15 protein-coding genes are annotated in these 21,738 nt (G+C 34.4%); 2 read left to right on the top strand and 13 right to left on the bottom strand.

All coding sequences use genetic code 11. From position 1 onward, the window contains the following. Positions 1 to 61: 61 nt before the first annotated feature. From pdxH to pyrR, 6 genes are all read right to left on the bottom strand, one after another. Complete coding sequence (gene pdxH / locus ACWA1F_RS20915; RefSeq protein WP_456896595.1) at positions 62 to 706, bottom strand: pyridoxamine 5'-phosphate oxidase; 645 nt, start codon at positions 704 to 706, stop codon at positions 62 to 64. Positions 707 to 977: 271 nt separating this feature from the next. Then, positions 978 to 1,883 (bottom strand): ribonuclease Z, encoded by a 906-nt coding sequence (locus ACWA1F_RS20910; RefSeq protein WP_456896593.1) that lies wholly within the window; start codon positions 1,881 to 1,883, stop codon positions 978 to 980. 90 nt (positions 1,884 to 1,973) lie between these two features. Continuing rightward, positions 1,974 to 2,306, bottom strand: a complete 333-nt coding sequence (locus ACWA1F_RS20905) for a ribonuclease Z (protein ID WP_456896591.1) — start codon at positions 2,304 to 2,306, stop codon at positions 1,974 to 1,976. A gap of 241 nt (positions 2,307 to 2,547) precedes the next feature. After that, positions 2,548 to 3,474 (bottom strand): aspartate carbamoyltransferase catalytic subunit, encoded by a 927-nt coding sequence (locus tag ACWA1F_RS20900; protein ID WP_057120673.1) that lies wholly within the window; start codon positions 3,472 to 3,474, stop codon positions 2,548 to 2,550. An 81-nt stretch (positions 3,475 to 3,555) separates the two neighbouring features. Then, on the bottom strand, positions 3,556 to 4,197 hold the full coding sequence (locus tag ACWA1F_RS20895) for a DUF6891 domain-containing protein (protein ID WP_456896588.1): 642 nt from the start codon (positions 4,195 to 4,197) through the stop codon (positions 3,556 to 3,558). Positions 4,198 to 4,229: 32 nt separating this feature from the next. After that, positions 4,230 to 4,769 (bottom strand): bifunctional pyr operon transcriptional regulator/uracil phosphoribosyltransferase PyrR, encoded by a 540-nt coding sequence (gene pyrR, locus ACWA1F_RS20890; protein WP_144219125.1) that lies wholly within the window; start codon positions 4,767 to 4,769, stop codon positions 4,230 to 4,232. Between the two features lie 165 nt (positions 4,770 to 4,934). Here pyrR and ACWA1F_RS20885 point away from each other — a divergent pair, with 165 nt between their 5' ends. Further along, complete coding sequence (locus ACWA1F_RS20885; RefSeq protein WP_456896586.1) at positions 4,935 to 5,651, top strand: hypothetical protein; 717 nt, start codon at positions 4,935 to 4,937, stop codon at positions 5,649 to 5,651. 746 nt (positions 5,652 to 6,397) lie between these two features. Then, a complete protein-coding gene (locus tag ACWA1F_RS20880; protein WP_306161179.1) occupies positions 6,398 to 6,571 on the top strand; it encodes a hypothetical protein in 174 nt (57 codons plus the stop codon). A 79-nt stretch (positions 6,572 to 6,650) separates the two neighbouring features. On the opposite strand, the gene ACWA1F_RS20875 is transcribed toward ACWA1F_RS20880, so the two are convergent. From ACWA1F_RS20875 to ACWA1F_RS20845, 7 genes are all read right to left on the bottom strand, one after another. Further along, positions 6,651 to 8,270: an ABC-F family ATP-binding cassette domain-containing protein gene (locus ACWA1F_RS20875; protein WP_306161181.1), complete on the bottom strand. Its 1,620-nt coding sequence runs from the start codon at positions 8,268 to 8,270 to the stop codon at positions 6,651 to 6,653. A 676-nt stretch (positions 8,271 to 8,946) separates the two neighbouring features. Beyond that, complete coding sequence (locus ACWA1F_RS20870) at positions 8,947 to 9,717, bottom strand: TlpA family protein disulfide reductase (protein WP_456896583.1); 771 nt, start codon at positions 9,715 to 9,717, stop codon at positions 8,947 to 8,949. A gap of 63 nt (positions 9,718 to 9,780) precedes the next feature. Next, positions 9,781 to 10,470, bottom strand: coding sequence for a DUF3592 domain-containing protein (locus tag ACWA1F_RS20865; RefSeq protein WP_456896581.1), 690 nt, complete (start codon positions 10,468 to 10,470; stop codon positions 9,781 to 9,783). Between the two features lie 245 nt (positions 10,471 to 10,715). Beyond that, entirely contained in the window at positions 10,716 to 15,443 is a 4,728-nt protein-coding gene (gene chiA, locus ACWA1F_RS20860) for a T9SS-translocated chitinase ChiA (protein ID WP_456896579.1), read from the bottom strand. Between the two features lie 456 nt (positions 15,444 to 15,899). After that, entirely contained in the window at positions 15,900 to 17,966 is a 2,067-nt protein-coding gene (locus tag ACWA1F_RS20855) for a beta-N-acetylhexosaminidase (RefSeq protein ID WP_456896577.1), read from the bottom strand. Positions 17,967 to 18,111: 145 nt separating this feature from the next. Further along, entirely contained in the window at positions 18,112 to 20,049 is a 1,938-nt protein-coding gene (gene nagB / locus ACWA1F_RS20850; RefSeq protein WP_456896575.1) for a glucosamine-6-phosphate deaminase, read from the bottom strand. A gap of 109 nt (positions 20,050 to 20,158) precedes the next feature. After that, positions 20,159 to 21,736 (bottom strand): RagB/SusD family nutrient uptake outer membrane protein, encoded by a 1,578-nt coding sequence (locus tag ACWA1F_RS20845; protein WP_456896573.1) that lies wholly within the window; start codon positions 21,734 to 21,736, stop codon positions 20,159 to 20,161. Positions 21,737 to 21,738 lie beyond the last annotated feature (2 nt).

Genomic DNA, 21,738 nt, shown 5'->3' with positions numbered 1-21,738 from the left:
AACTACAAAATTAATCGATGAAATGCATTAAATTTTTATTTAAAAAAGTATTTTCTTACAACTAAGAAGACAAGCGTTCAATTTTCCATGAAAAATCAGATTGGCTTGTGTAACGAATTCTGTCATGGAGCCTATTTGGTCTTCCTTGCCAAAATTCAACTTGCAGCGGAGTCACAATATAACCGCCCCAATTTTCGGGTCTAGGAATTGATTTTCCGTCAAATTGCGCTTCTAGTTTTTTAAGATTTTCTTCCAAGAAAGTTCTTGACGGAATCACTTCACTTTGGTGAGAGACAATTGCTCCCAACTTACTCCCGTCTGGACGAGAATCAAAATAATTATCTGAAATAATCTCAGAAGTTTTCTGAGCAATTCCTTTTATAATAACCTGACGTTCCATTTCCTGCCAAAAAAATGACAGACAAATATTTGGATTGGCCTCTATCGCTTTTCCTTTTTCAGAATTATAATTGGTGTAGAATATAAATCCTTCTTCCGAGAATTTCTTCAATAAAACAACACGAGATTTCGGAAATCCGTCTAAACCGATTGTGGAAACCGTCATGGCATTCACCTCCCCGCTTCCGCCAAAATCTTCCACCTCGTGAAACCATCGGTTAAAAAGATTAATCGGATCTTCAGGAATATTAGTTTCTAATAATTCACTTTTCTCGTATGACTTTCTATAATTGCTTAAATCATTCATGATTTATTATTTTAGATTGTTGATTTTAGATTTTAGATTTTCTCGCATTGTCATCCTGAGCGTCCCGAAACTTCGGGAGAAGGACTTGTGTGCCAGAATTTAATTTTTCAGACGAGGGCTTCGACTCCGCTCAGCCAGACAAACTAAAGCTCTTCTCTCTTAGCGGCTTAGCAACTCAGAATCTTAGCGACTTTAAATTAAAATAAAGGCTTCGACTCCGCTCAGCCAGACAAACTAAACCCTTTGCTCCTTTGTCCCTTTGTCTCTTTGATCAAAACTCAAACGAAACCCCATCATCTCCCAATAAAACATTCGGGAAAACTTCCAGAGCTTCTCTTTTAAAAGTCTCAATTCCGTCGTAACGGGTTGAATAATGACCTAAAATTAACTGTTTTACATTTGCTTTTAAAGCAATATTTGCCGCTTCTTTTGCTGTCGAATGCAGTGTTTTTTCTGCCAACCTTGCTTCAGATTCTAAAAACGTAGATTCGTGATATAAAATATCGGTATTCTGTATAATAGGAATAATTTCTTCATTATAAACCGTATCAGAACAGAAAGCATAACTTTTCGTTGCTGGAGGATCAAAAGTCAGTTTTTCATTTTCAACCACAGTTCCATCGTCAAGCGTAATGTCGCTTCCATTTTTGATTTTCTGATAATAGGCAACGTGAATATCATAACGCTGAACTGCTTCAACATTTAACTTTCTCTCATCTGGCTTTTCCTGAAACAGAAACCCATTCGTGTAAACGCGATGTTTTAACGGAATCGTTTTTACAATTACCTTTTTATCTTCAAAAATAACTTCACTTTCTTTCGATTCTAATTCGTGGAAAAATAAAGAATAAGTGGTCCAAGATTCTGTTAACTTCAATTGAAGCAGAATCAATTCTTTTATTCCTTTTGGTCCGTAAACATGTAAATCAGTTGTTCTTCCTAAAAGCGAAAAAGTCGAAATCGTTCCGATTAAACCATACAAATGATCACCGTGAAGATGCGAAATAAAAATGTGATTAATTTTTGAGAATTTAATCTTATTCTTTCGAAGCTGAACCTGAGTTCCTTCACCGCAGTCAATTAAAAACAATCGGTTTTTAATCTCTAAAACCTGCGAAGTCGGATTAGTAAGTGTTCTAGGAGTTGCGGCGTAACAGCCAAGTATAGTTAATTTCATTTTAGATTTATGATTTTAGATTTTAGAATGAGAAAAGTATTTTAGATTCAGCTTTAAAAAAATCTAAAATCTAAAATCATAAATCTACAATCAGAAACCTAGGTCTCTTTCAATTTCTTCCATTTCGATAATATCGTGCGCTTCCAAAAGAGAAGGAACCACAGCCAATTTATCTGAAATAGCGTTAAAATCAAGATCAGTTGCTACAATTACAAACGATTTTTTTGCTTTTTTCTGAGCTTTCGAAAGGGGTAAAAAAGCTTTCAAATCTTTTTCTGAAATATTAGAATCTGATGACAAATCGATTATAATATTTTGTTTTTCAAAGGTTTTAAATTGCTGCGTTATTTTTTCCAAGAAAGCATTTACATCTCCTTGAGTATCTTTAATCGTAACGGTATGTCCTTTTTGATCTACTTTCATTTTTAATTTTATGGGGCTTATATAAAAATTGATTTTCTGAGAGCTAAGGTACGAAAGTTTTTTTAGTGGTCAGTGGTCAGTTTTCTTAGTGTTCAGTTATATGCTATTGTCACCCTGAACGGAGTCGAAGGGCATAACGTGAGCAACAAACAAGGCTTCGACTACGCTCAGCCTGACAACTTAGGAAGTCAAAGTATTTCAAAACTGATCACTAAAAAACTGACCACTGAATACTCTAATTTTACTGAATCTTAGAAGCCAATAAATAAATCACTGCCATTCTAATCGCTACACCATTTTCCACCTGATTCAAAATCACAGAATGATCAGAGTCCGCTACTTCAGAAGTAATTTCTACTCCTCTATTGATGGGTCCTGGGTGCATGATTACGATTTCTTTTCCTAGAGAATCCAAAAGCGGTTTATCTACTCCGTATTGCTGTGCATATTCACGAGTTGACGGGAAGAAATTCACATCCATACGTTCGTTTTGTACACGAAGCATATTCGCAACGTCACACCATTCTAAGGCTTTACGAAGATTTGGTTCAACCGTAACTCCCAAAGATTCGATATATCTCGGAATCAAAGTTTTTGGCCCGCAAACTTTTACTTCTGCGCCTTGCATTTGTAAAGCATATATATTAGAAAGCGCTACTCTTGAGTGTAGAATATCTCCAACAATAACCACTTTTTTTCCAGCAACATCTCCCAATTTTTCTCTGATTGAATAACTGTCCAATAAAGCTTGAGTTGGGTGTTCGTGCGCACCGTCTCCTGCGTTTACGATACTGGCTTTGACATTTTTAGATAAAAAATAAGCCGCTCCGGGATTGGAGTGGCGCATTACAACCATGTCAACTTTCATGGAAAGGATATTATTTACAGTATCAATCAGGGTCTCTCCTTTTTTAACCGATGACTGAGCTGCAGAAAAACTGATAACATCAGCAGATAAACGTTTCTGCGCTAATTCGAAAGAGAGTTTGGTTCTAGTACTGTTTTCGAAAAAAATATTGGCAATCGTAATATCTCGTAATGAAGGAACTTTTTTAATAGGTCTATTAATGACTTCTTTAAAATGATCTGCCGTTTCAAAAATCAGGTTAATATCATTCTCATTGATATATTTTATTCCTAATAAATGATCTACGCTTAATTCTTTCATTTTTCTTTCTTTAATATTAATTTGTCAAATTCTGAATGGCAAAATATTCGACATTCAATGCTTCTTTAAAGAGCAGCTACTCTATTCAGTCATTCTTTCGACAACTTCGCTGTAATCCTGCAAATCTCTGCCGTCTTCATTATAAATTTGCTGCCATCTGAAACCTGGAATTTCTAGCTTTCTTTTAGCAGAACCATCCCACTTTACTTCAAGACCATTATTTCTTAGAACTTCTGCAACTTTATTTCCAACTTCAATTGTGGTATCTGCATCAGAATTATCTACTTTCTGAAAAGCGATATACAAACTTGGATCCTCTAGAATTATAGCTCTGGCCAAATCTTGTTCGTGGTAAAAGCAATAACCGTCAGATTCTATTCCACTATTTCGAAGCTCTCTCTCTACCTCAACCACTTCATATTCACCGTCACTTGTTGTGTATCCAGCATTATGAAGTGCAATGATATTCTGATCGCATAATTCATCAAACGCTTTTATAAGCTTTTCAGTATCTGTTGGACTTACCCAATTTTTACTTTCTGAAAGTAACTTTTGGTATTCTTCGTCGATTTTTTCGAAAGCCCAAGCTTCAGAAATTTCATCTTCAAATTCGTTGTCTTCAATTTCTTCCATGATGTTTTCTTTAATTTCATCAATAGGAAGAAATCCCATTCTTACCTGATTAAAAATTGATTCATAAATAAACTCTTCGTTCTCTGTCATGACTATATTTTCAATTTTTAACGATTAACATATTAATTGGTAACCAAATGAACTACATCTTCGCCGTCGTTTTCTTTCCAACTCACGATCACTTTTTCGCCATTAATAGCATCTACCTGACGACCGCGATAATCAGGCTGAATTGGTAAATGACGGCTGAAACGTCTGTCGATTAACACTAATAATTCAATTTCTGAAGGTCTTCCGAAAGATTGAATGGCAGTTAACGCAGATCGAATGCTTCGACCTGTAAACAAAACGTCATCAATAAAAATGACTTTTTTGTCTTCAACGATAAAATTGATTTGAGTTTTATTGGCTTCAAGAGGTTTTTCTGTACGACGGAAATCATCTCTAAAAAAAGTAATATCCAGATAACCCAAAGAAATTTCAGGAACCTGATATTCGTTTTCTAATATTTGTTTTAAACGTTCAGCTAAAAAAACGCCTCTTGGCTGAATTCCCACTAAAATAGTATTTGAAAAATCAAGATGTTTTTCGATTAACTGACAAGCCAAACGATGAAGTATGATAGTAACTTCTTTTGAATTAAGTAATACTTTCTGGCTCATAATTAATTGTAATGATTGGTCGCGCAAATATACGGAATCTGATTTTATTTGTTGGGGTGTTGGGGTTGGAAATATTTTTTGTCTTTTATATCTTCCTAACCAATTTATAGTATATTTTCGTATTGCGAATATTTTTATTTCATAAATTTCAATAGTAAATAATAAATGAACCAGACTTTAATTGAAAATGTAAAACTTGCCATCAATCCTAAATTTCAAGATTGGGTTTTATTTGAAAATGGAACATACATTGTTTTTGACAATACTGATTCAATTAAAGACGTGAGAAACGAGGCTATTAAAATCATGGCAGAATACGGCCCTGTTCATATCGGATCTCCTGCTGGTGATTTTGGAGTTACCACACTTAAAAAATCAGAAGGATGGTCAATATCTGGGCATTACTACGGAATGTATACTTATGTTCATCCGTCAGAAATAAACTCCTCAACTTTTAATGAAAGTGAAATAGGTTTATTTGGTCGTTCAAAAAGAGACTTAGACGGCAAAAATCCTAACATTATACATATTAATCGAAAAATTTTTGATGTAAAATTAGTCGCAGGTTTTGTAGGTATAAAAAAGATTCCTCTACCTTTCGTATGGGCTATTAACAATTTCAATCCAAAATTAATTTTAGAAGAAGACTATTTTGAACATAGAGGCGGTTTTTGGAGCAAAACTGACGATTATGACAATATCGAAAAAATTGATATTTTTCTGGCTTACAAGACTACTAACATTGAAATTACCAAAATAGATTCTAAATTTACTTTTGTTGGAAATACAAACAATAATATGGAACTAAAAAAATGTTTGGCATTCTTTCATGAAAAAAAATGTAATCTCACGCAAAAGGCTTTGGACTTTTTAAATCAGTAATCTTTATAGTCATATCTTATTGACAAGAATTACAAATGAAAGCAATATTTCAAAATTTTGTAAAAAACTCAAAAAACATCTTCTTATTAGATGCATTTGGAGCATTGCTTACAACTCTTCTACTCTATTTTATCCTTCGAAATTTCAACGAACTTTTCGGTTTATCTAAAGAAATTTTCGAATGCCTTTCAATTATTGCATTTGCATTATTTATTTATTCAATCAACTGTTATTTTTTTGTCAAGCAAAATTGGAAATCGTTTTTAAATATAATTTGCATTGCCAATATTCTATATTGTTTTTTAACATTGGGAATTATAATTTATTATTATCAAAGTATTTCTGTATTTGGGATAATTTACTTTTTGGGCGAAATCGTCGTGATATCAGGAATTGTTTTCTTGGAAATAAAGACAATAAAAAAACAATAGCAATTTCAAAAATTCCGTAGAAATGAAACATTTTGTAGCAACGTCCCGAGACTTCGGGATTAATCCGTTGAAAAATTGAACGCCCAGATATAATGTAAGATGTGCCAAGCCTACAGCTCTTTCTAATCTATCGCATAAATGTAAATAGGATTAAAATCCGGCCCTACAATATTTAGCCGAGCCGCTGGCTCTCTTGTTGATTAGATTTTTCTTTATAAAATCAAATCCAAATCCTAAAACATTTCCAAAAAATTCTATAACACGTTTTCTTGATTCTTGAAGTAATTTTAGTATTGAACTTAAAAACTCAAAATCATGCAAAATAAAATACTAAGATTGTTAATGGTATTTGTAATACTATTTTCATTTACAAGCTGTGAAGTTATAGGAGACATTTTTAAAGCCGGAATGGGATTCGGAATCTTTATCGTAATTTTTGTTATTGCGATTATCATCTGGATTTTCGCCAAGATGTTCGGCAGCAAATAATAATAAATAACAAAATAAAAAATCCCAAATTCCAAGCTAAATTGGAATTTGGGATTTTATTTATTGGAATTTCAAAAAATTAAAGATTGTACATCTTTTTTCTTTGTTCCTGAATCTTTTCGTCATCAAGATATTCATCAAATGTCATGTAACGGTCGATCACTCCGTTTGGTGTTAATTCTACGATTCTGTTACCAACTGTTTGTGCAAACTCGTGGTCATGCGTTGTGAAAATTACAGAACCTTTAAAGTTTTTCAATGAGTTATTGAAAGCTGTAATAGACTCCAAATCTAAGTGGTTTGTTGGTTCGTCTAGCATTAAAACGTTTGCACGCTCCATCATCATTCTAGAAAGCATACAACGTACTTTTTCCCCTCCTGATAAAACTCTAGATGTTTTAAGAGCTTCTTCTCCCGAGAAAATCATTTTTCCTAAGAAACCACGAATGAAAACCTCATCGCGCTCTTCTTCTGTTTTAGCGTACTGGCGTAACCAATCTACTAAAGTCAAATCGTTTTCAAAATATTTATGGTTTTCTGCTGGCAAATACGCTTGGTTTGTTGTAATTCCCCAGTCGAAAGTTCCAGAATCTGCTTTTTGTTCTCCGTTTAGAATTTCGTAGAAAGCTGTTGTAGCTCGTGAATCTTTAGAGAAAAGAACGATTTTATCGCCTTTCGCCATATTCAAATCCACATCTTTGAATAAAACTTCGCCATCTACAGACGCAGCTAAGTTTTGTACATTCAAAATTTGGTCTCCAGCTTCACGATCTTGATCGAAAATAATCGCAGGGTAACGACGGCTAGATGGTTTGATCTCAGAAATGTTTAATTTCGAAATCATTTTTTTACGAGAAGTGGCTTGTTTCGATTTCGCCACGTTTGCGCTAAAACGACGAATAAATTCTTCCAATTCTTGTTTCTTCTCTTCTGCTTTTTTGTTTTGCTGTGCGCGCTGTTTTGCCGCTAATTGGCTAGACTCGTACCAGAATGTATAGTTTCCAGAATAGTGATTGATTTTTCCGAAATCAATATCCGAAATATGTGTACAAACCGCATCTAAAAAGTGACGGTCGTGAGATACAACGATTACAGTGTTTTCGTAGTTTGCTAAGAAGTTTTCTAACCAAGCGATTGTCTCGAAATCCAAATCGTTGGTAGGCTCATCCATGATCAAAACGTCAGGATTTCCGAAAAGTGCTTGCGCCAAAAGCACACGTACTTTCATTTTTCCTTCCATATCAGCCATTAAAGTATAATGATCTGCTTCTGTGATTCCTAAGTTAGATAACATCGAAGCAGCATCAGAATCGGCATTCCAACCGTTCATTTCTTCAAACTGCACTTGCAATTCTCCAATTCGGTCAGCATTGGCATCATTATAATCTAAATAAAGCTCATCCATTTCTTTTTTAACAGCATACAGAACTTTATTTCCCATTAAAACGGTTTCCAAAACGGTATGCTCGTCGAACATGTTGTGGTTCTGGTTTAAAACCGACATACGTTTTCCCGGTTCTAAATGGATATGCCCAGAAGTCGGGTCCATATCGCCCGAAATGATTTTTAGAAAAGTAGATTTTCCAGCACCATTGGCTCCAATAACTCCGTAAATGTTTCCATGAGTGAAAGTTGTATTTACTTCATCAAATAAAACTCTTTTACCAAATTGAACTGATAAATTATTGACTGTTAACATGAATGTCTTTTTAATTAATTTGGTGCAAAAGTAGTGAAAAAGGTTCTAAGTTGCAAAGATGCTAAGTGGCTAAGGTTTTCTTGTTTTTTTGAACCATATCAGTGATGTAAGTTCATTTAAAATACTGTTTGTGTTTTTAATCGCGCAAAGTCGCAGAGACGCAAAGTTTTTTTTTAAAAATATAAGTCCTGTAAGTTCATTTAAAATACTTTGTGTTTTAATCTCGCTAAGTCGCAGAGACGCAAAGTTTTTTTTAAAAACCATATAAGTCATGTAAGTTCATTTAATATACTTTGTGTTTTAATCGCGCAAAGTCGCAGAAACACAAAGTTTTTTTTTAAAACCATATAAGTCATGTAAGTTCATTTAATATACTTTGTGTTTAATCTCGTAAAGTCGCAGAGACGCAAAGTTTTCTAAACCATATAAGTGATATAAGATATTTTAAATATTGCGCATAGAAGATTAACCAAAGTTTGTCATCCTGAGCAACGAAGGATCTCCGCAAGTAGCTAGACAAGCAAAATCGCCAATCTTTGTAGAGTTTCTTATGGAGATCCTTCATTCCTCAGGATGACAAAAAAGAGAAAACTTTGCGCCTCTGCTCCCGATAACTATCGGGATTGAGAGATTATTTCAGCATTAAGCTTAAAATATCTTACATCACTTATATGGTTTAAAAAGAACTTTCTTTTTCCAAAGCTACTTCTAGACTTTCGTAGTTATTTAAAACTTTTGCAATTTTGCCTTCTTTGTTGAGAATGAAATGTGTTGGAAAGGCATTTAGCTGTAATGTATTATTCATATATTCTTTCATGTTTGGAATAACAGAATATGACAGTGGTTTTCTGGCTAAAAAGACTTTTAATTGTTCGGGAGTATCTTCGGCTAGGCTAACAAAAATAATATCTTTTCGGTCTTTGTATTTTGCTGCTAATGCGTTTACGGCTGGAAATTCTTTGATGCAGGCAGCGCAGTGAATGTACCAGCATTTTATCACAATGATTTTCCCTTTCATCGTTTCGTTTGAAACTTCATTTCCGTCTAAATCTTTAAATGAAAATTTCGGAAAAGGCTTTCCTTCCATTTCATAGTTTTTCAAAGCATCAAAAGCTTCTTGACTGATCGTGGCTTTGATACTGGTATCTGATTTTGGCTGAATTTTAAATAATTTATACTCGTAAATAGAATCTGCAGATTTTAATCGGATTGGAATAAAATTTTCGTTTACGAGAATATTAAAAAAAGCTTCTTTTGAAATTTCTTTTGATGAAGTATCCAAAGCCGTAAAATCTCTGGAAAGCATTAACGTTTTATTGTACGCTGACCAGCTTTCGTAAGTTTTCTGAATTTGAACGGGATCCACTTCTGGATTTCCGAATTTGGTTTGGCTAATACAATTTGTAAAAATTAAAAGGAAAACTAAAAAAAGGATTGACTTTTTCATTAACTGAAATAAAATAAATAAATGGCAAAATTACTTAAAAGTTTAGTCTTTTCTGTTGTGAAATTAACTATTCACTTTAGGCAGAAAAGAAATGTCCATATAATATTTCTTTGGATTTGAAGGGTCAATCAGTACTTTTATCTCTTCTGACAAAATGAAATCTGTTGGATTATACCAAATATCTTCACTCTGGAATAAATGCATTTCGTTAGTTGCTGGATTGAGCCATTGACTATAAATAACATACGGGCTTCTTCCGTTTACTTTATAATTGTAATTAATATTTACATTATCAAATTTGGTTATAATAGATCTCCCGTTGAATTTTAAATCATCTATTTTCTTTTCTTTCATTTTACCAAATAGAATAATTGAAAAACCTATTAAAAAGAAAATACTACCTAAAATTCCTAAAATTAACGGTGCAAGCCACAAAGAAGCAAATCCGTTAATATCGGCATCGTAAGGGTCTGCTGGATCGTAAAAAATTTCTACAGTTTCACCTTCATGATAACTTGGAGGGTTACTGCTTACGGATGAAGTAAATTCGATCTGCTTTCCTTCTTTTGTTGTATAAGAAACAACGGGCTTATAAGTTGTCGAGTTATCCGATCTTGAGGGTATTAATGCTGTAACAGTCCCCTGAACTTTTACTGCTCGATCTAAAAATGCTTGTTTGCTTTGGTAAAAGTAAAAGGCTCCAGCTAGTAATGCTAAGCCAATAGTTAGAAATACGTATTTTATGATTCTCATCTTTCTATTTTATTAATTGAAGTAAAATTATTAAAATAGATAAAAATACACATTGTAATTGTCTTTTTATGCCATAAAAAAACCCGACAGTGGAACTGTCGGGTTCATAATGCATTTCTCTAGGCAAAAACCAAATAACAAATTACCTAAAGGCGCATTTATTCGAAATAAAAAAAGTTAAAAAATAAATAACCAAACTCAATTTTAACCGTCCCATCTTTTATTTCTAAATTTTCAATCCTATTTTAGTTTAAAAAGTTCATTACTTTCAATGACTTTTTGTTTCCTGATTTGTCAGTTACAATCACAATAAACACTTGTTTACTTGAAAAACTTTGGCTGTTAAGCAAGATCTCTTTGTTGTTTTGAAGATTTCTCTGACTTACCACATTCTGCCCTATTGTGTTAAATACATCAACTTGAGCAATATCTTCCGAATCATTTGACACAGACAAAGTGTTATTTTTAAAATACGCTAGTGTTGCATTATTTGTAGCTGAAATATCTTCAACCGCTAATGTTTTTGCAGTTGCTGATTGTGATGCAAAATAAGCCGCGTATGCTTTAGACAATTCAGATGAATTACCGCAAGAAGAGGCATCCCAGTTGACAGACCAAGTCATTAAACCTCTTAAAGAAGGATATGGACCACCTGGCTGCATCGTGTATGTTCTTCCTGAAAAATTAGTTCCATTTCTTAAATAATCCATAGCATTAATTCCTTCTGTCGGAGTCAAATAACCGCTACCTGCTGCACTTGGACAAGCTGGCAATGCGATAAGAACTTTTGAAGCTGGCAAACCATCAAAATGCATTCCTGTAGAAGCTATATTATACCCTTTTATGATCATATCAGTTAGCGCTGTAACCATGTTTGATTTCTTAGCTGTACCATAATACTGGCCGTCTAATCCGTTTTCTCCACCTGTATTGTACAATTGTACCGCTAATAAATCCAATTCATTACGCAAGTTTTGAATAATTGGCAAGAAAGAACCAAAAGTATCTGTATAAGTAGTGTAACCTCCTTGTACATATTGTGTTTCTGGAGCTGCAGTTAATAAAAATCCAGGACCATAGTAAGCTTTTAATTCTTTGAAAGCATCAATTACATTTTTTAATCTTGGATAAGCAGAAATACCTTCATAAGAAATATCTCTTAAGTTTCCTGCACTAAAATTCATTGATCCGCCTTCAAAATCAATATCAACTCCATCAAACTGATACTCGTCAATAATTGCTTTTAGACCATTAACAAAAATATTTTTCTGAGTTACATTTTCCAAAACAACATGACCATTTTGACCTCCAATAGAAACAATAACTGGAACGCCACTATCTCTTAAGGATTTTATATCATTTTTCAATAATTGTTTATTGAAAACGCCGTTGGTCAAATATCTAGCATCATTTGTAGTTAATATTGGTGTATAACCATCGCGATTAACTGTTTCTACGAAAGCATAGTCCACTACGTTAAACTTGCTTCCCACCATTTGAGAAAAATATAAAAATGGCGCACCTGCATTTTCCCAAGAATGTGCGTATCCTAAAATAACTTTAGATGGAAGCGGGATAAATCTATTAGTCCCTACTTGAGCAATTTTAATGGTATTGTTTAATGTAGCTATAGCAGACTTGTTATCGGTTGCTTTAATTACAATTGGATAATCTTGATAAGCAGATGGTGTAAAATTATACGTATAGGTATTATTTGTACCTGCTGTCATGTTAAATGTACCTCCATTAATTGTAATAGTAACACCAGAAACTGTTCCGTCACTATCTACGGCTGTAACTGAAATTGGCACAGCTTGAAAAGAATTTTGGTATATCGTTGTATTCGATGGAGTATTCCAAGTAATTACAGGCAATGCATTAGGACATGTTGTTCCCGAACATTGTAAAGAGAACGTTTTTGTATTCTCTGCTGTCGCTCCGCTTGATGCTGTTACAGTTGCTTTTAAGGTATAATTTTTATTAAAATCTGCTGCAACAGGCGTCCAACTTGCCACATATTCTGATCCAGAAAGTGCTGCTGTAATATTTTGACCGTTGATGTTAAATGCTACTGACGAAATAGTTAAACCAGAATCTACGCTTGCAGTTGCTTTTAACTGAATTGCTGTTCCTGGAGAAATAGCTACAGTTGCCGTTGAAGGTGATGTAATAGTAACTTGTGGCGGAGTAACTGCGTTTCTGTTAAAATTATAAACTGTTGGCGTAGTCGGAACCGCAAAGTTTGCTAAATTATTTGGATAGTATGTTACTTCTCCATTTTGCCAAGAATTTAGTTTTAAACTTAAAATCTGCGTATAACCTGCTACAACTGAATCATCAAAGGCGTAATTTCCTGATGCATCTGTTGTTGCTAAAACACTTTTCCAGTTATGAGTATTATCTGTCCAAGGCAGTACAATTTCTACTTTAGCATTGGCTACTGGAGCTGAACCATTTTTAACTGTTCCGCTAATTAAGTTTGTCGCTGCCGCCAATGCCATTCTTGACGTTGCAGTTGTATTAAAATTATAAACCGTTGGAGTTGATGGAACAGGAAAGTTTGCCAAATTGTTTGGATAATAATTTACTTCTCCGTTTGACCAAGTATTTAATTTTAAACTTGTAATAGTCGTATAACCGTCTGTAATAGAATTGTCGAAACTGTATTTTCCTTGTGCATCTGTTGTTGCAATAACGCTTTTCCAGTTATGAGCATTGTCTGTCCAAGGTAAAACCAATTCTACTTTTGCGCCCGCAACAGGAGTTGATCCGTTTTTAACTGTTCCGCTGATTTTGCTTGAAGTTGAAACAACATCTTGTGTAAAATTTAGTGTTTTATTGGCATTCAAATTAGAATAAACAGTAGAAGCTGGAGTAAAAGTCTGACCTGTTAAAGCAGCTGTTACAGTGTAATTTCCGCCAGAAGGCAAACTTAAAGAATAAGCACCACTAGCATTCGTAACCGCTGTAAAATTACCTCCTGTAGAAGATGCTGTAACTGTTACACCAGAAACTGCTGTTGATCCGTTTAGAACTGTTCCGCTTACGGTGTAATTTACAACTACTGGGCCTTGCGTAAAATTCAATGTTTTGTTAGCATCGATTGCATTGTAAACAGTTGATGCTGGCGTATAAGAGAATCCAGATTTTGAAGCAGAAACTGTAAAGTTTAATCCTGCTGTTAAACCTGCAACACTGTAAGCACCGCTAGCATTTGAAACTGCTGTTAAAGTTGTACTTCCAGAAACTGCCGAAACGGTTACGCCAGAAACTGGTGTTGTTCCGTTAAGAATTGTTCCGCTTACGGTATACACAGGCTGAGAACCTTGAATCGTTACTCCTGTCTGATTAACGGTTACGTTTGTTAAACTCACTGGTACAAAAGTATAAGAAGCTTTTGCTGCTGTAAGTGAATAGTTTTGTCCTGAAGTTAAGTTATTGAATGTAAAGTTTCCTGTTTGAGAAACTACTGTTTGGATAACTACATTCGAAGCATTTCTCAATTCTACTGTAACATCTGTAACCAAGTTTGCTCCATTTTTTACTGAACCAGCAATACTTACTGTCCCTGGAACAACACTTCCGAAAGAAGTATCAACTTGATTTAATAATGAATTTGGAATTGAACCTCTAGTATCTTGAGATAATTCCCAAATCATACCTCCTGCTAAGTTTTTAGATTTAATGTATTGTACTTTTAAATCCATTGACTGTTTATCTTCATAGGAGATAAATTCCTTCGTAGTAGCATTATATAAGTACGGAACTTTTGTAGTATTATCAAAATAACGAACCCATCCTGCAGAAGCTGCAGACGGTGTTACCATCATTGTATTTGGATCTAAATAAGCATGTGAGTTAGTAACTGGATTTCCTACTAAATCGCAAATCTCGATACTTCCTGATTTTTCACACGCTCCAGCACCATCCCATGTTCCTGTTGGATTTTGAGGATTCGTACATCCTGGAACTATATATCTTGGTGCAGATACAAATAATCCGTTAGTTGAATTTGCAGCAACGTTATCGAATTTCTTTCCATAGAAAGGCAATCCCATGATTAATTTGTTCGCAGGAAAACCAATTACGTTCAAGTATTGATTGGTTAACTCGTCTAATGATTCCGATTGTGTTGCACCGTACAATGGATCATTTGTATTTCCGCTTGCATATAATGGAGCATTGTAGCACGTTTTATCGTACCAGTTTCCTCCAAAATCATATCCGAAATAAGTAATATAATCGCAGTAAGTCGAAATATCTTCGCTCATGCCATATTGTGCTCTGTTGTTTGGCCCTAAATACTGTTTAGAAACATTTCTCACATTGTTTCCTGCAGCAATAGTGACCAATTTATTTGGCATTGCCTGACGCATCGCTTTTAAAAGAAGCACTAAGTTTTTATTATCGTCAGGACTGTATTTTTGTGGAGGCACTGGCGCACCATTCACGATTTCTGTACCGTCAGTTCCACCAGAAAGAGGATATTCCCAATCGATATCGAAACCATCGATAAACGGATATGTTGTAATGAAGTTTGCCATATCTGCAGCCAAAGCGGCTCTAGCAACCGGACTGGCTGCAATTGGAGAAAGATCCTGGCCTTTTGTCCAGCCTCCAACAGAGATTAAGACTTTTAAATGAGGATACTTTTGTTTTAATTTCATCAAATCGTAAAAGTTTCCTTTAACTGGAGCATCCCAAGGAATTCCGCCTTCCATATGCTCAAAATCGGCATAGGTATCCAAACACTTTAATTTTGTATTCTCTGGATGGGCAGGATCGTAAGTTGTCCCATAAAAAGAATAATTTAAATGCGTAATCTTACTTCCATCAATTTTCGGAACATTAAAATCCCGAGCATAAATAGACCATTGCGCATAATACCCCACTACCTTTTTTCCGTGAGCCGGCTGAGCTAACGCGAGTAAGGGAAACAACAACAAAAAGAGTAATCTGTAATAATGTTTCATAGTTAATAAATATTGGTTAATAGAAAAATAAGTACTTGGGCCATAACTGCTTATTCAACAGTCAGGTTTCGCTTAACCGCAGGTTGGAAGGCTGCTGTCAACTGGAAATAAACTCAAATTACATTCTATAGATAAATATTACTATTTCTGATTCATACATAATCATTAGCAAATAGCAGTGACTGATATTTATTTATAATTTTTAAAAAATTAATCGTAAATACAAATGATAAATTTGGGACTAATCATCAATCTATACTCTCGTTTTTGTCATGTTTTATTGTATTCTTTTTATTTGGTTTTTAAAGGTTAATACTAATTTTCACGGCTTATATTTTACTATTTGATTTAGTTAAGTGCTGTTTTGGGCTATAACTATCTCTACCGAGGAACTCCGGCAGAGATAATTAAAAGCCTAATTAATGTAACTCTAATAACACTAACTCAACCAAAATTTTAAATCAATTTCTTTAAACTTTCATAAACTGACAATTCTACGTCAGCATGGTCTTTTGTATTGCATTGCTCAATTAAACTTTTTAAATCTGCTGCTTTTAAAGCCGATTTGTTGTCTAATACCAGCAATAATTCTTGCGATGCATCACTCAATTTTTTAGATAAAGGAAGCAATGGCTGTACTAATGGCGCATTTTCACTTAGTGCTATTAAATCTTTATTCACACTAATCCATTTATTAAAAAATGTTGCAACTTTTGCTTTATTATCAGCCGATTTATTGGCTAAATATTGATTTACTGCTGCGTCAAAAGCTAAAGCATCTTTTGCATCTGGTCCACAAGCATCTGCAAACAAGGTAAACGGAGAGTACATTTGATATTCTGTTCCTCCTTTGTTACGAGTATATCCTTTTAAAGGTTCGCTTACTTTAGAAAATTCTTCAAGCGATTGAATACTCTGATTGTTAGCAATATTTCTTAAAATAACATCCTTATTGCGAATATGTGTAATGCCTAATTCTTCTAATCTAAAAGAAATGTTTTCTAAACGCTTACGCATATTTTCTACATCGACTACATCTTCTGCAGACCATAATCTTTCAGCGATTGCTGCTGTTCTTGGCCAAACTCTTGAATCTATTGTTGTTGGTGTCGCCAATTCTGTCCACATTGTAGCTTCTCCACCCAAAATTCTTGCTCTTTCATCATTTGTTAAATTAGCGCCTTTTGGCATCGGATCGTTTAAGTAATGGCTTGCAATTGGGTACATCAAATCGATATAATACCCATTTGAAAGAACTGTTTTGTATCCTTTTTTAACGGCATCAACTAAGGACTGTCCAGCTGCCATTCCTTCGTTTGGACCTCTCCAAGAATGTACAATAGCTTCTTTAGATAAATCTTTGGTTAAGATTTCTTCCCACCCCATTAACTGTTTTCCGTGTTTCTTTAACATCGGAGCCAATTGCATGGTGAAATACGTCTGTAATTCGTGATTGGTTTTTAAATTATGCTTCTTTTTAAATTCTTGAATTTTCGGATTTGCATCCCAGTCTTTTCCTTCGTTTTCATCTCCCCCAATGTGGAAATAAGCACCTGGAAACAACGGACAAACCTCATCAAAAACTTCGCTTAATAATTGGTATGTTTTAGGATTTGAAGGATCTAATGTTGGCGAAAAAATACCAGCATTTCTTTCAACTCCATAGGTAGCGATTGCTGTACCTTGAATATTTTTTTCGGAAGTTCCTCCAGTCAGCGTGATAACTTTACTGCCAATTTCTGGATAAGCCGTTAAAATTGCAGATCCGTGACCTGGAACATCTATTTCTGGAACAATTAAAATACCGCGTTCGTCAGCGTATTTTACGATATTTTTAATTTCCTCTTGAGTGTAATACATTCCATCCGAAGCCAATTGTGTAAACTTTGGATGTTTTTTCATTTCAATTCTCCAGCCTTGATCGTCAACCAAGTGCCAGTGAAAAACATTCATTTTCATTGCTGCCAATGCATCAATATTTCTTTTAATAACATCAACCGGCTGAAAATGTCTTGAAGCATCAATCATTAAACCTCTCCAAGTAAATCTTGGGAAATCTGAAATTTTTGAAACTGGAAAATAAAAAGATTTTGAATTGTTTTGAAGCATCTGCAACAAAGTCTCCAAACCATGCAAAGCTCCCAAATCACTTGAAGCATTTAAAGTAATTTTGTTTGAAGTAATATCTAAATGATAACTTTCGTCTTCGTATAAACCAATTTTACCGCTTTTAGTACAGTTGATCTGTAATTCAGCAGTTGGCACTTCATTTAATTTTGTAATAAATCCTTGTTCGAAAAATATACCTGTTCTACCATCTAAACGGCGCAAAAAACGCGTTACTCCACCAAATATTCTTGCATTTGGATTACCTGTAATATTTACTTTAAAATTTTTATTTAAATTAAAATTACCTTCATTAATAACAACATTCTGAGGCCAAGGCATAAGATTCAGCTGCTCCTTCTGGACTTGAGCGCCTGCAGATATACCAGCAAATAATAGTACAAATAGATATTTCATTTTTCTTTTTTTTGGTTTGGATAGTTTTTAATAAGTATCCCAATTTATATAAAAAAAGACAAAATTCAGAATGACTTCTGCAGTACCTCACTTTTACAAGCAATCAACTGAATTTTGTCATTTGATTCATAGAATCATAAAATTTTTAGTAATCAAAACGCTTAAATGCTTCAATCGCTTCGTATTCAGCCAAACCTAATTCATCATACAATATGGCTGTATTTTTATTACGATCTTCTGCTCTAACCCAGAATTCACGAGAATCATTCCCTTGAAACATCACTCTGTCTTTTTGAGACTGGTGGTGTAAAATGGCATGACGTTTCAATAAAACTTCTGATGGGCTTAACGGAACTGCCATGTCAATTTCGTGAATATCCCACTCATGCCAAGCTCCTCTGTAAAGCCATAACCAGCAATCGTTCATGTACGGTTCTGGTTTTAACTCTTTTAAAGCTGCAAAAATGGCATTTAAACAAACCTCATGAGTACCGTGCGGATCTGCAAGATCTCCTGCTGCAAAAACCTGATGCGGTTTTATTTTCGCAATAATATCTTTTACAATAGCAATATCTTCTGGTCCTAACGGATTCTTTTTAACTTGTCCTGTTTCATAAAAAGGAAGATCTAAAAAGTGCGTATTCTCATCTTTCAATCCGATATATCTTGTTGCTCCATAAGATTCTCTTCTTCTGATAAGCCCTTTTAATTTTCGAACTTCTAAAGAATCGATTTGATTTTCAGATTTGTTATTTAAAAATTCAATAACCGATTTGAAATTGATATCCGAATTTTCGTCTCCAATAAAATCGCTGGCTACTTCTGCAAATTTTAATGCTTCATCGTCTGAAACCGCAATATTTCCTGAAGTCTGGTACACTACATGAACATCGTGTCCTTGTTTTATTAGCTTAGAAAATGTTCCTCCCATAGAAATCACATCATCGTCTGGGTGCGGACTGAAAAGAATAACTCTCTTTTTTGCCGGATTTGCCCTTTCGGGACGAAATGAATCATCTGTGTTTGGTTTTCCTCCTGGCCATCCGGTGATTGTATGCTGTAAGATATTAAACATATTAATGTTCATATCGTAAGCAGAACCTTCTTGAGCCAAAAGATCTGACATTCCGTTATTATTGTAATCACGGTCGGTCAATTTCAAAATAGATTGTTTTGTTTTTTGACAAAGCCAAACAATAGCTTTACTTTTTAATTCAGGAGTCCAAAGACATTCTCCAACTAACCAAGGCGTTTTGAAACGGGTTAATTCTGATGCCGCTGACTGATCTAAAACAAAAGTAGCATTAGGATGATTCTGTAAAAATGTAGCTGGAATTTCTGAGCTGATATCACCTTGAATTGTTCTCTTGATAATATCTGCTTTATTTTGCCCCCAAGCCATCAAAACAATACGTTTTGATCTCAAGATGGTCGAAACTCCCATTGTTATAGCACGTTTCGGGACATTATCAATACCATTAAAAGCAGATGAAGCATCGACTCTTGTGATATGATCTAAAGTAATAATTCTAGTTCCTGAATTAATATGCGAACCTGGCTCATTAAATCCAACGTGTCCTGTACGGCCAATTCCTAGTAATTGAAAATCTAGACCGCCAGCATTTTTAATATTCATTTCATAATCGATACAATATTGATTGATTTCATCAATTGCTACTGTACCATCAGGAATATTAATATTTTCAGGTTTAATATCAATATGATTAAAAAGATGCTCATGCATGAAATAATGATAGCTCTGATTGTTCTCCTTAGTCATCGGATAATATTCATCCAGATTAAAGGTGATCACATTGCTAAAACTAAGTCCTTCTTCTCTGTGCATTCGCACTAGCTCCTCATAAACTTTGATAGGAGAAGAACCCGTTGCCAGACCTAGAACACAAGATTTATTTTTTTCCTGCTTAGATCTAATTAGCTGCGCAATTTCCTGTGCTACAATTACAGAAGCTTCAATAGAATTTTTGAAGATTTCGTTGTGAATTTTTTCAAATCGAGTTTCTTCAAATTTTCCGGCGCTTTTGTAACTGATATCAGGTTTTATTTCTAAAGCACTTTTCATTTCTTTTCTTTTTTGTAGTAATTACCATTTTGGTTTAAGAATGGTATAGATAGTTTTCACCATCTATACCATACTACTAACCAAACTCAATATCCTTTTTTTCTATTTTTTAGAAGTTTGGAGCATTTACGTCCCACCAAGTTCTAGTACCTCCGTTGTCAGGACCGTTTAATTTTGCAATACCTGTTTTTAAACCTTCAGGGTTACCATCTTTTTCAGTAGAAACGAAGTTTATTCTTCTTACACCAAATTCAGTAGTGATAGCACCAGCACTTTGGTTGTTAAGAATTGGTAATAATTTAGGGTATCCTGTTCTGCGGTGTTCAGCCCATGCTTCCATACCGTCAGGGAAATTTGCAATCCATTTTTGAGTAATGATTTTTTGCAACTTCACTTCATTAGTTGCAGCATTATCCCAAGCAACAGTTACTTTATTTACTGCTAAACCACTATTAAATGGAGCAACAGGATCTACATAATCTTTAGCCGTTTTTACATTATCTGCCATATAATCTGCTGCACCACCAGTAGCAAGCTGATCAAAAGATGCAGTAATACCCGCTTTATAGAATGATTCAGCATCACCTCCCATATTCCAACCTCTTAAAGCTCCTTCAGCTCTTAAGAAATTTACTTCCGCTGCATTTAACCAAACTACTTGTTTATCATCTCTTACCACTTTTCCAAAATTTGAGAATTTCAAGTGCAATGATTTATCTCCAAGAATTCCTCCTGTACGGATTCCTTTGTACTGACCAGGAAACTGATCTGATTCAGCAAAGTAAACTTTCATTCTAGGATCATCATAACCTCCCATGATAGATTCCATGTCTGCAGACATACGGCTATCATTATATTCATAAGCTGCTACTCTAAGAGGATGTTGTGATACATTTTTATTTACAATAAATGAATCCGCAGCAACACTCATTACACCAAATTTTTGCCCTGTAGCTTTTTCTGCTTCTGTTTTAGCTAGAGTTGGGTTAATTTTTACAACACGCATTGCTAATCTTAATCTTAAAGAGTTTGCATATTTAACCCATTTTGTATAATCTCCTCCGTAGTTCGAGCGATCTATTTTGCCAAAAGCACTTGTTTCTCCTGCATCAATTCTTTTTGTCAATTCTGTAATTGCATAATCTAGATCTTTAAACATTAATCCGTAAGCTTCTTCTTGAGAATCATATCCAATTGCAGCTTCTGTAGTACCCAATTTTGAATATACGATTGGCCCCCATGAATCTGCCGCTTTATGTAAAGTTTGAACTTTAACAATTAAAGCAATAGCATAAATATCATCATATATACCTTTAGTATCTTTTTCAACTTTTAAATAGTTTGCCATTACTTGTGTGTAAATAGCTTCCCATCCCCAAAGATTCCAGTTATCAGAAAGTGCATAAGAAAGGTTATTATTTCCATCAAATCCTGGCGCTGTAGTATAACCACCCCAAGTATTTCCAGATAAATCAATAGCTACCTGATACTTCCAACCTGGAGTATTTACCATTACGTTATCAAACATAGCCGTAAAAGGGCCTTTGATATGATTAAAGTCTTGTGTTAGTTCTTCCTGTGTAAAACCATCAGGATTACTATTAATCTCGTCGAAATTATCTGTACAACCAACTAAGGCTAGAAGACTCAAACAGATTAATGATTTTTTTATATTATTTGTTTTCATGA

Source organism: Flavobacterium erigeronis, assembly GCF_054075165.1.
This window is presented reverse-complemented; position numbering and strand designations above follow the sequence as displayed.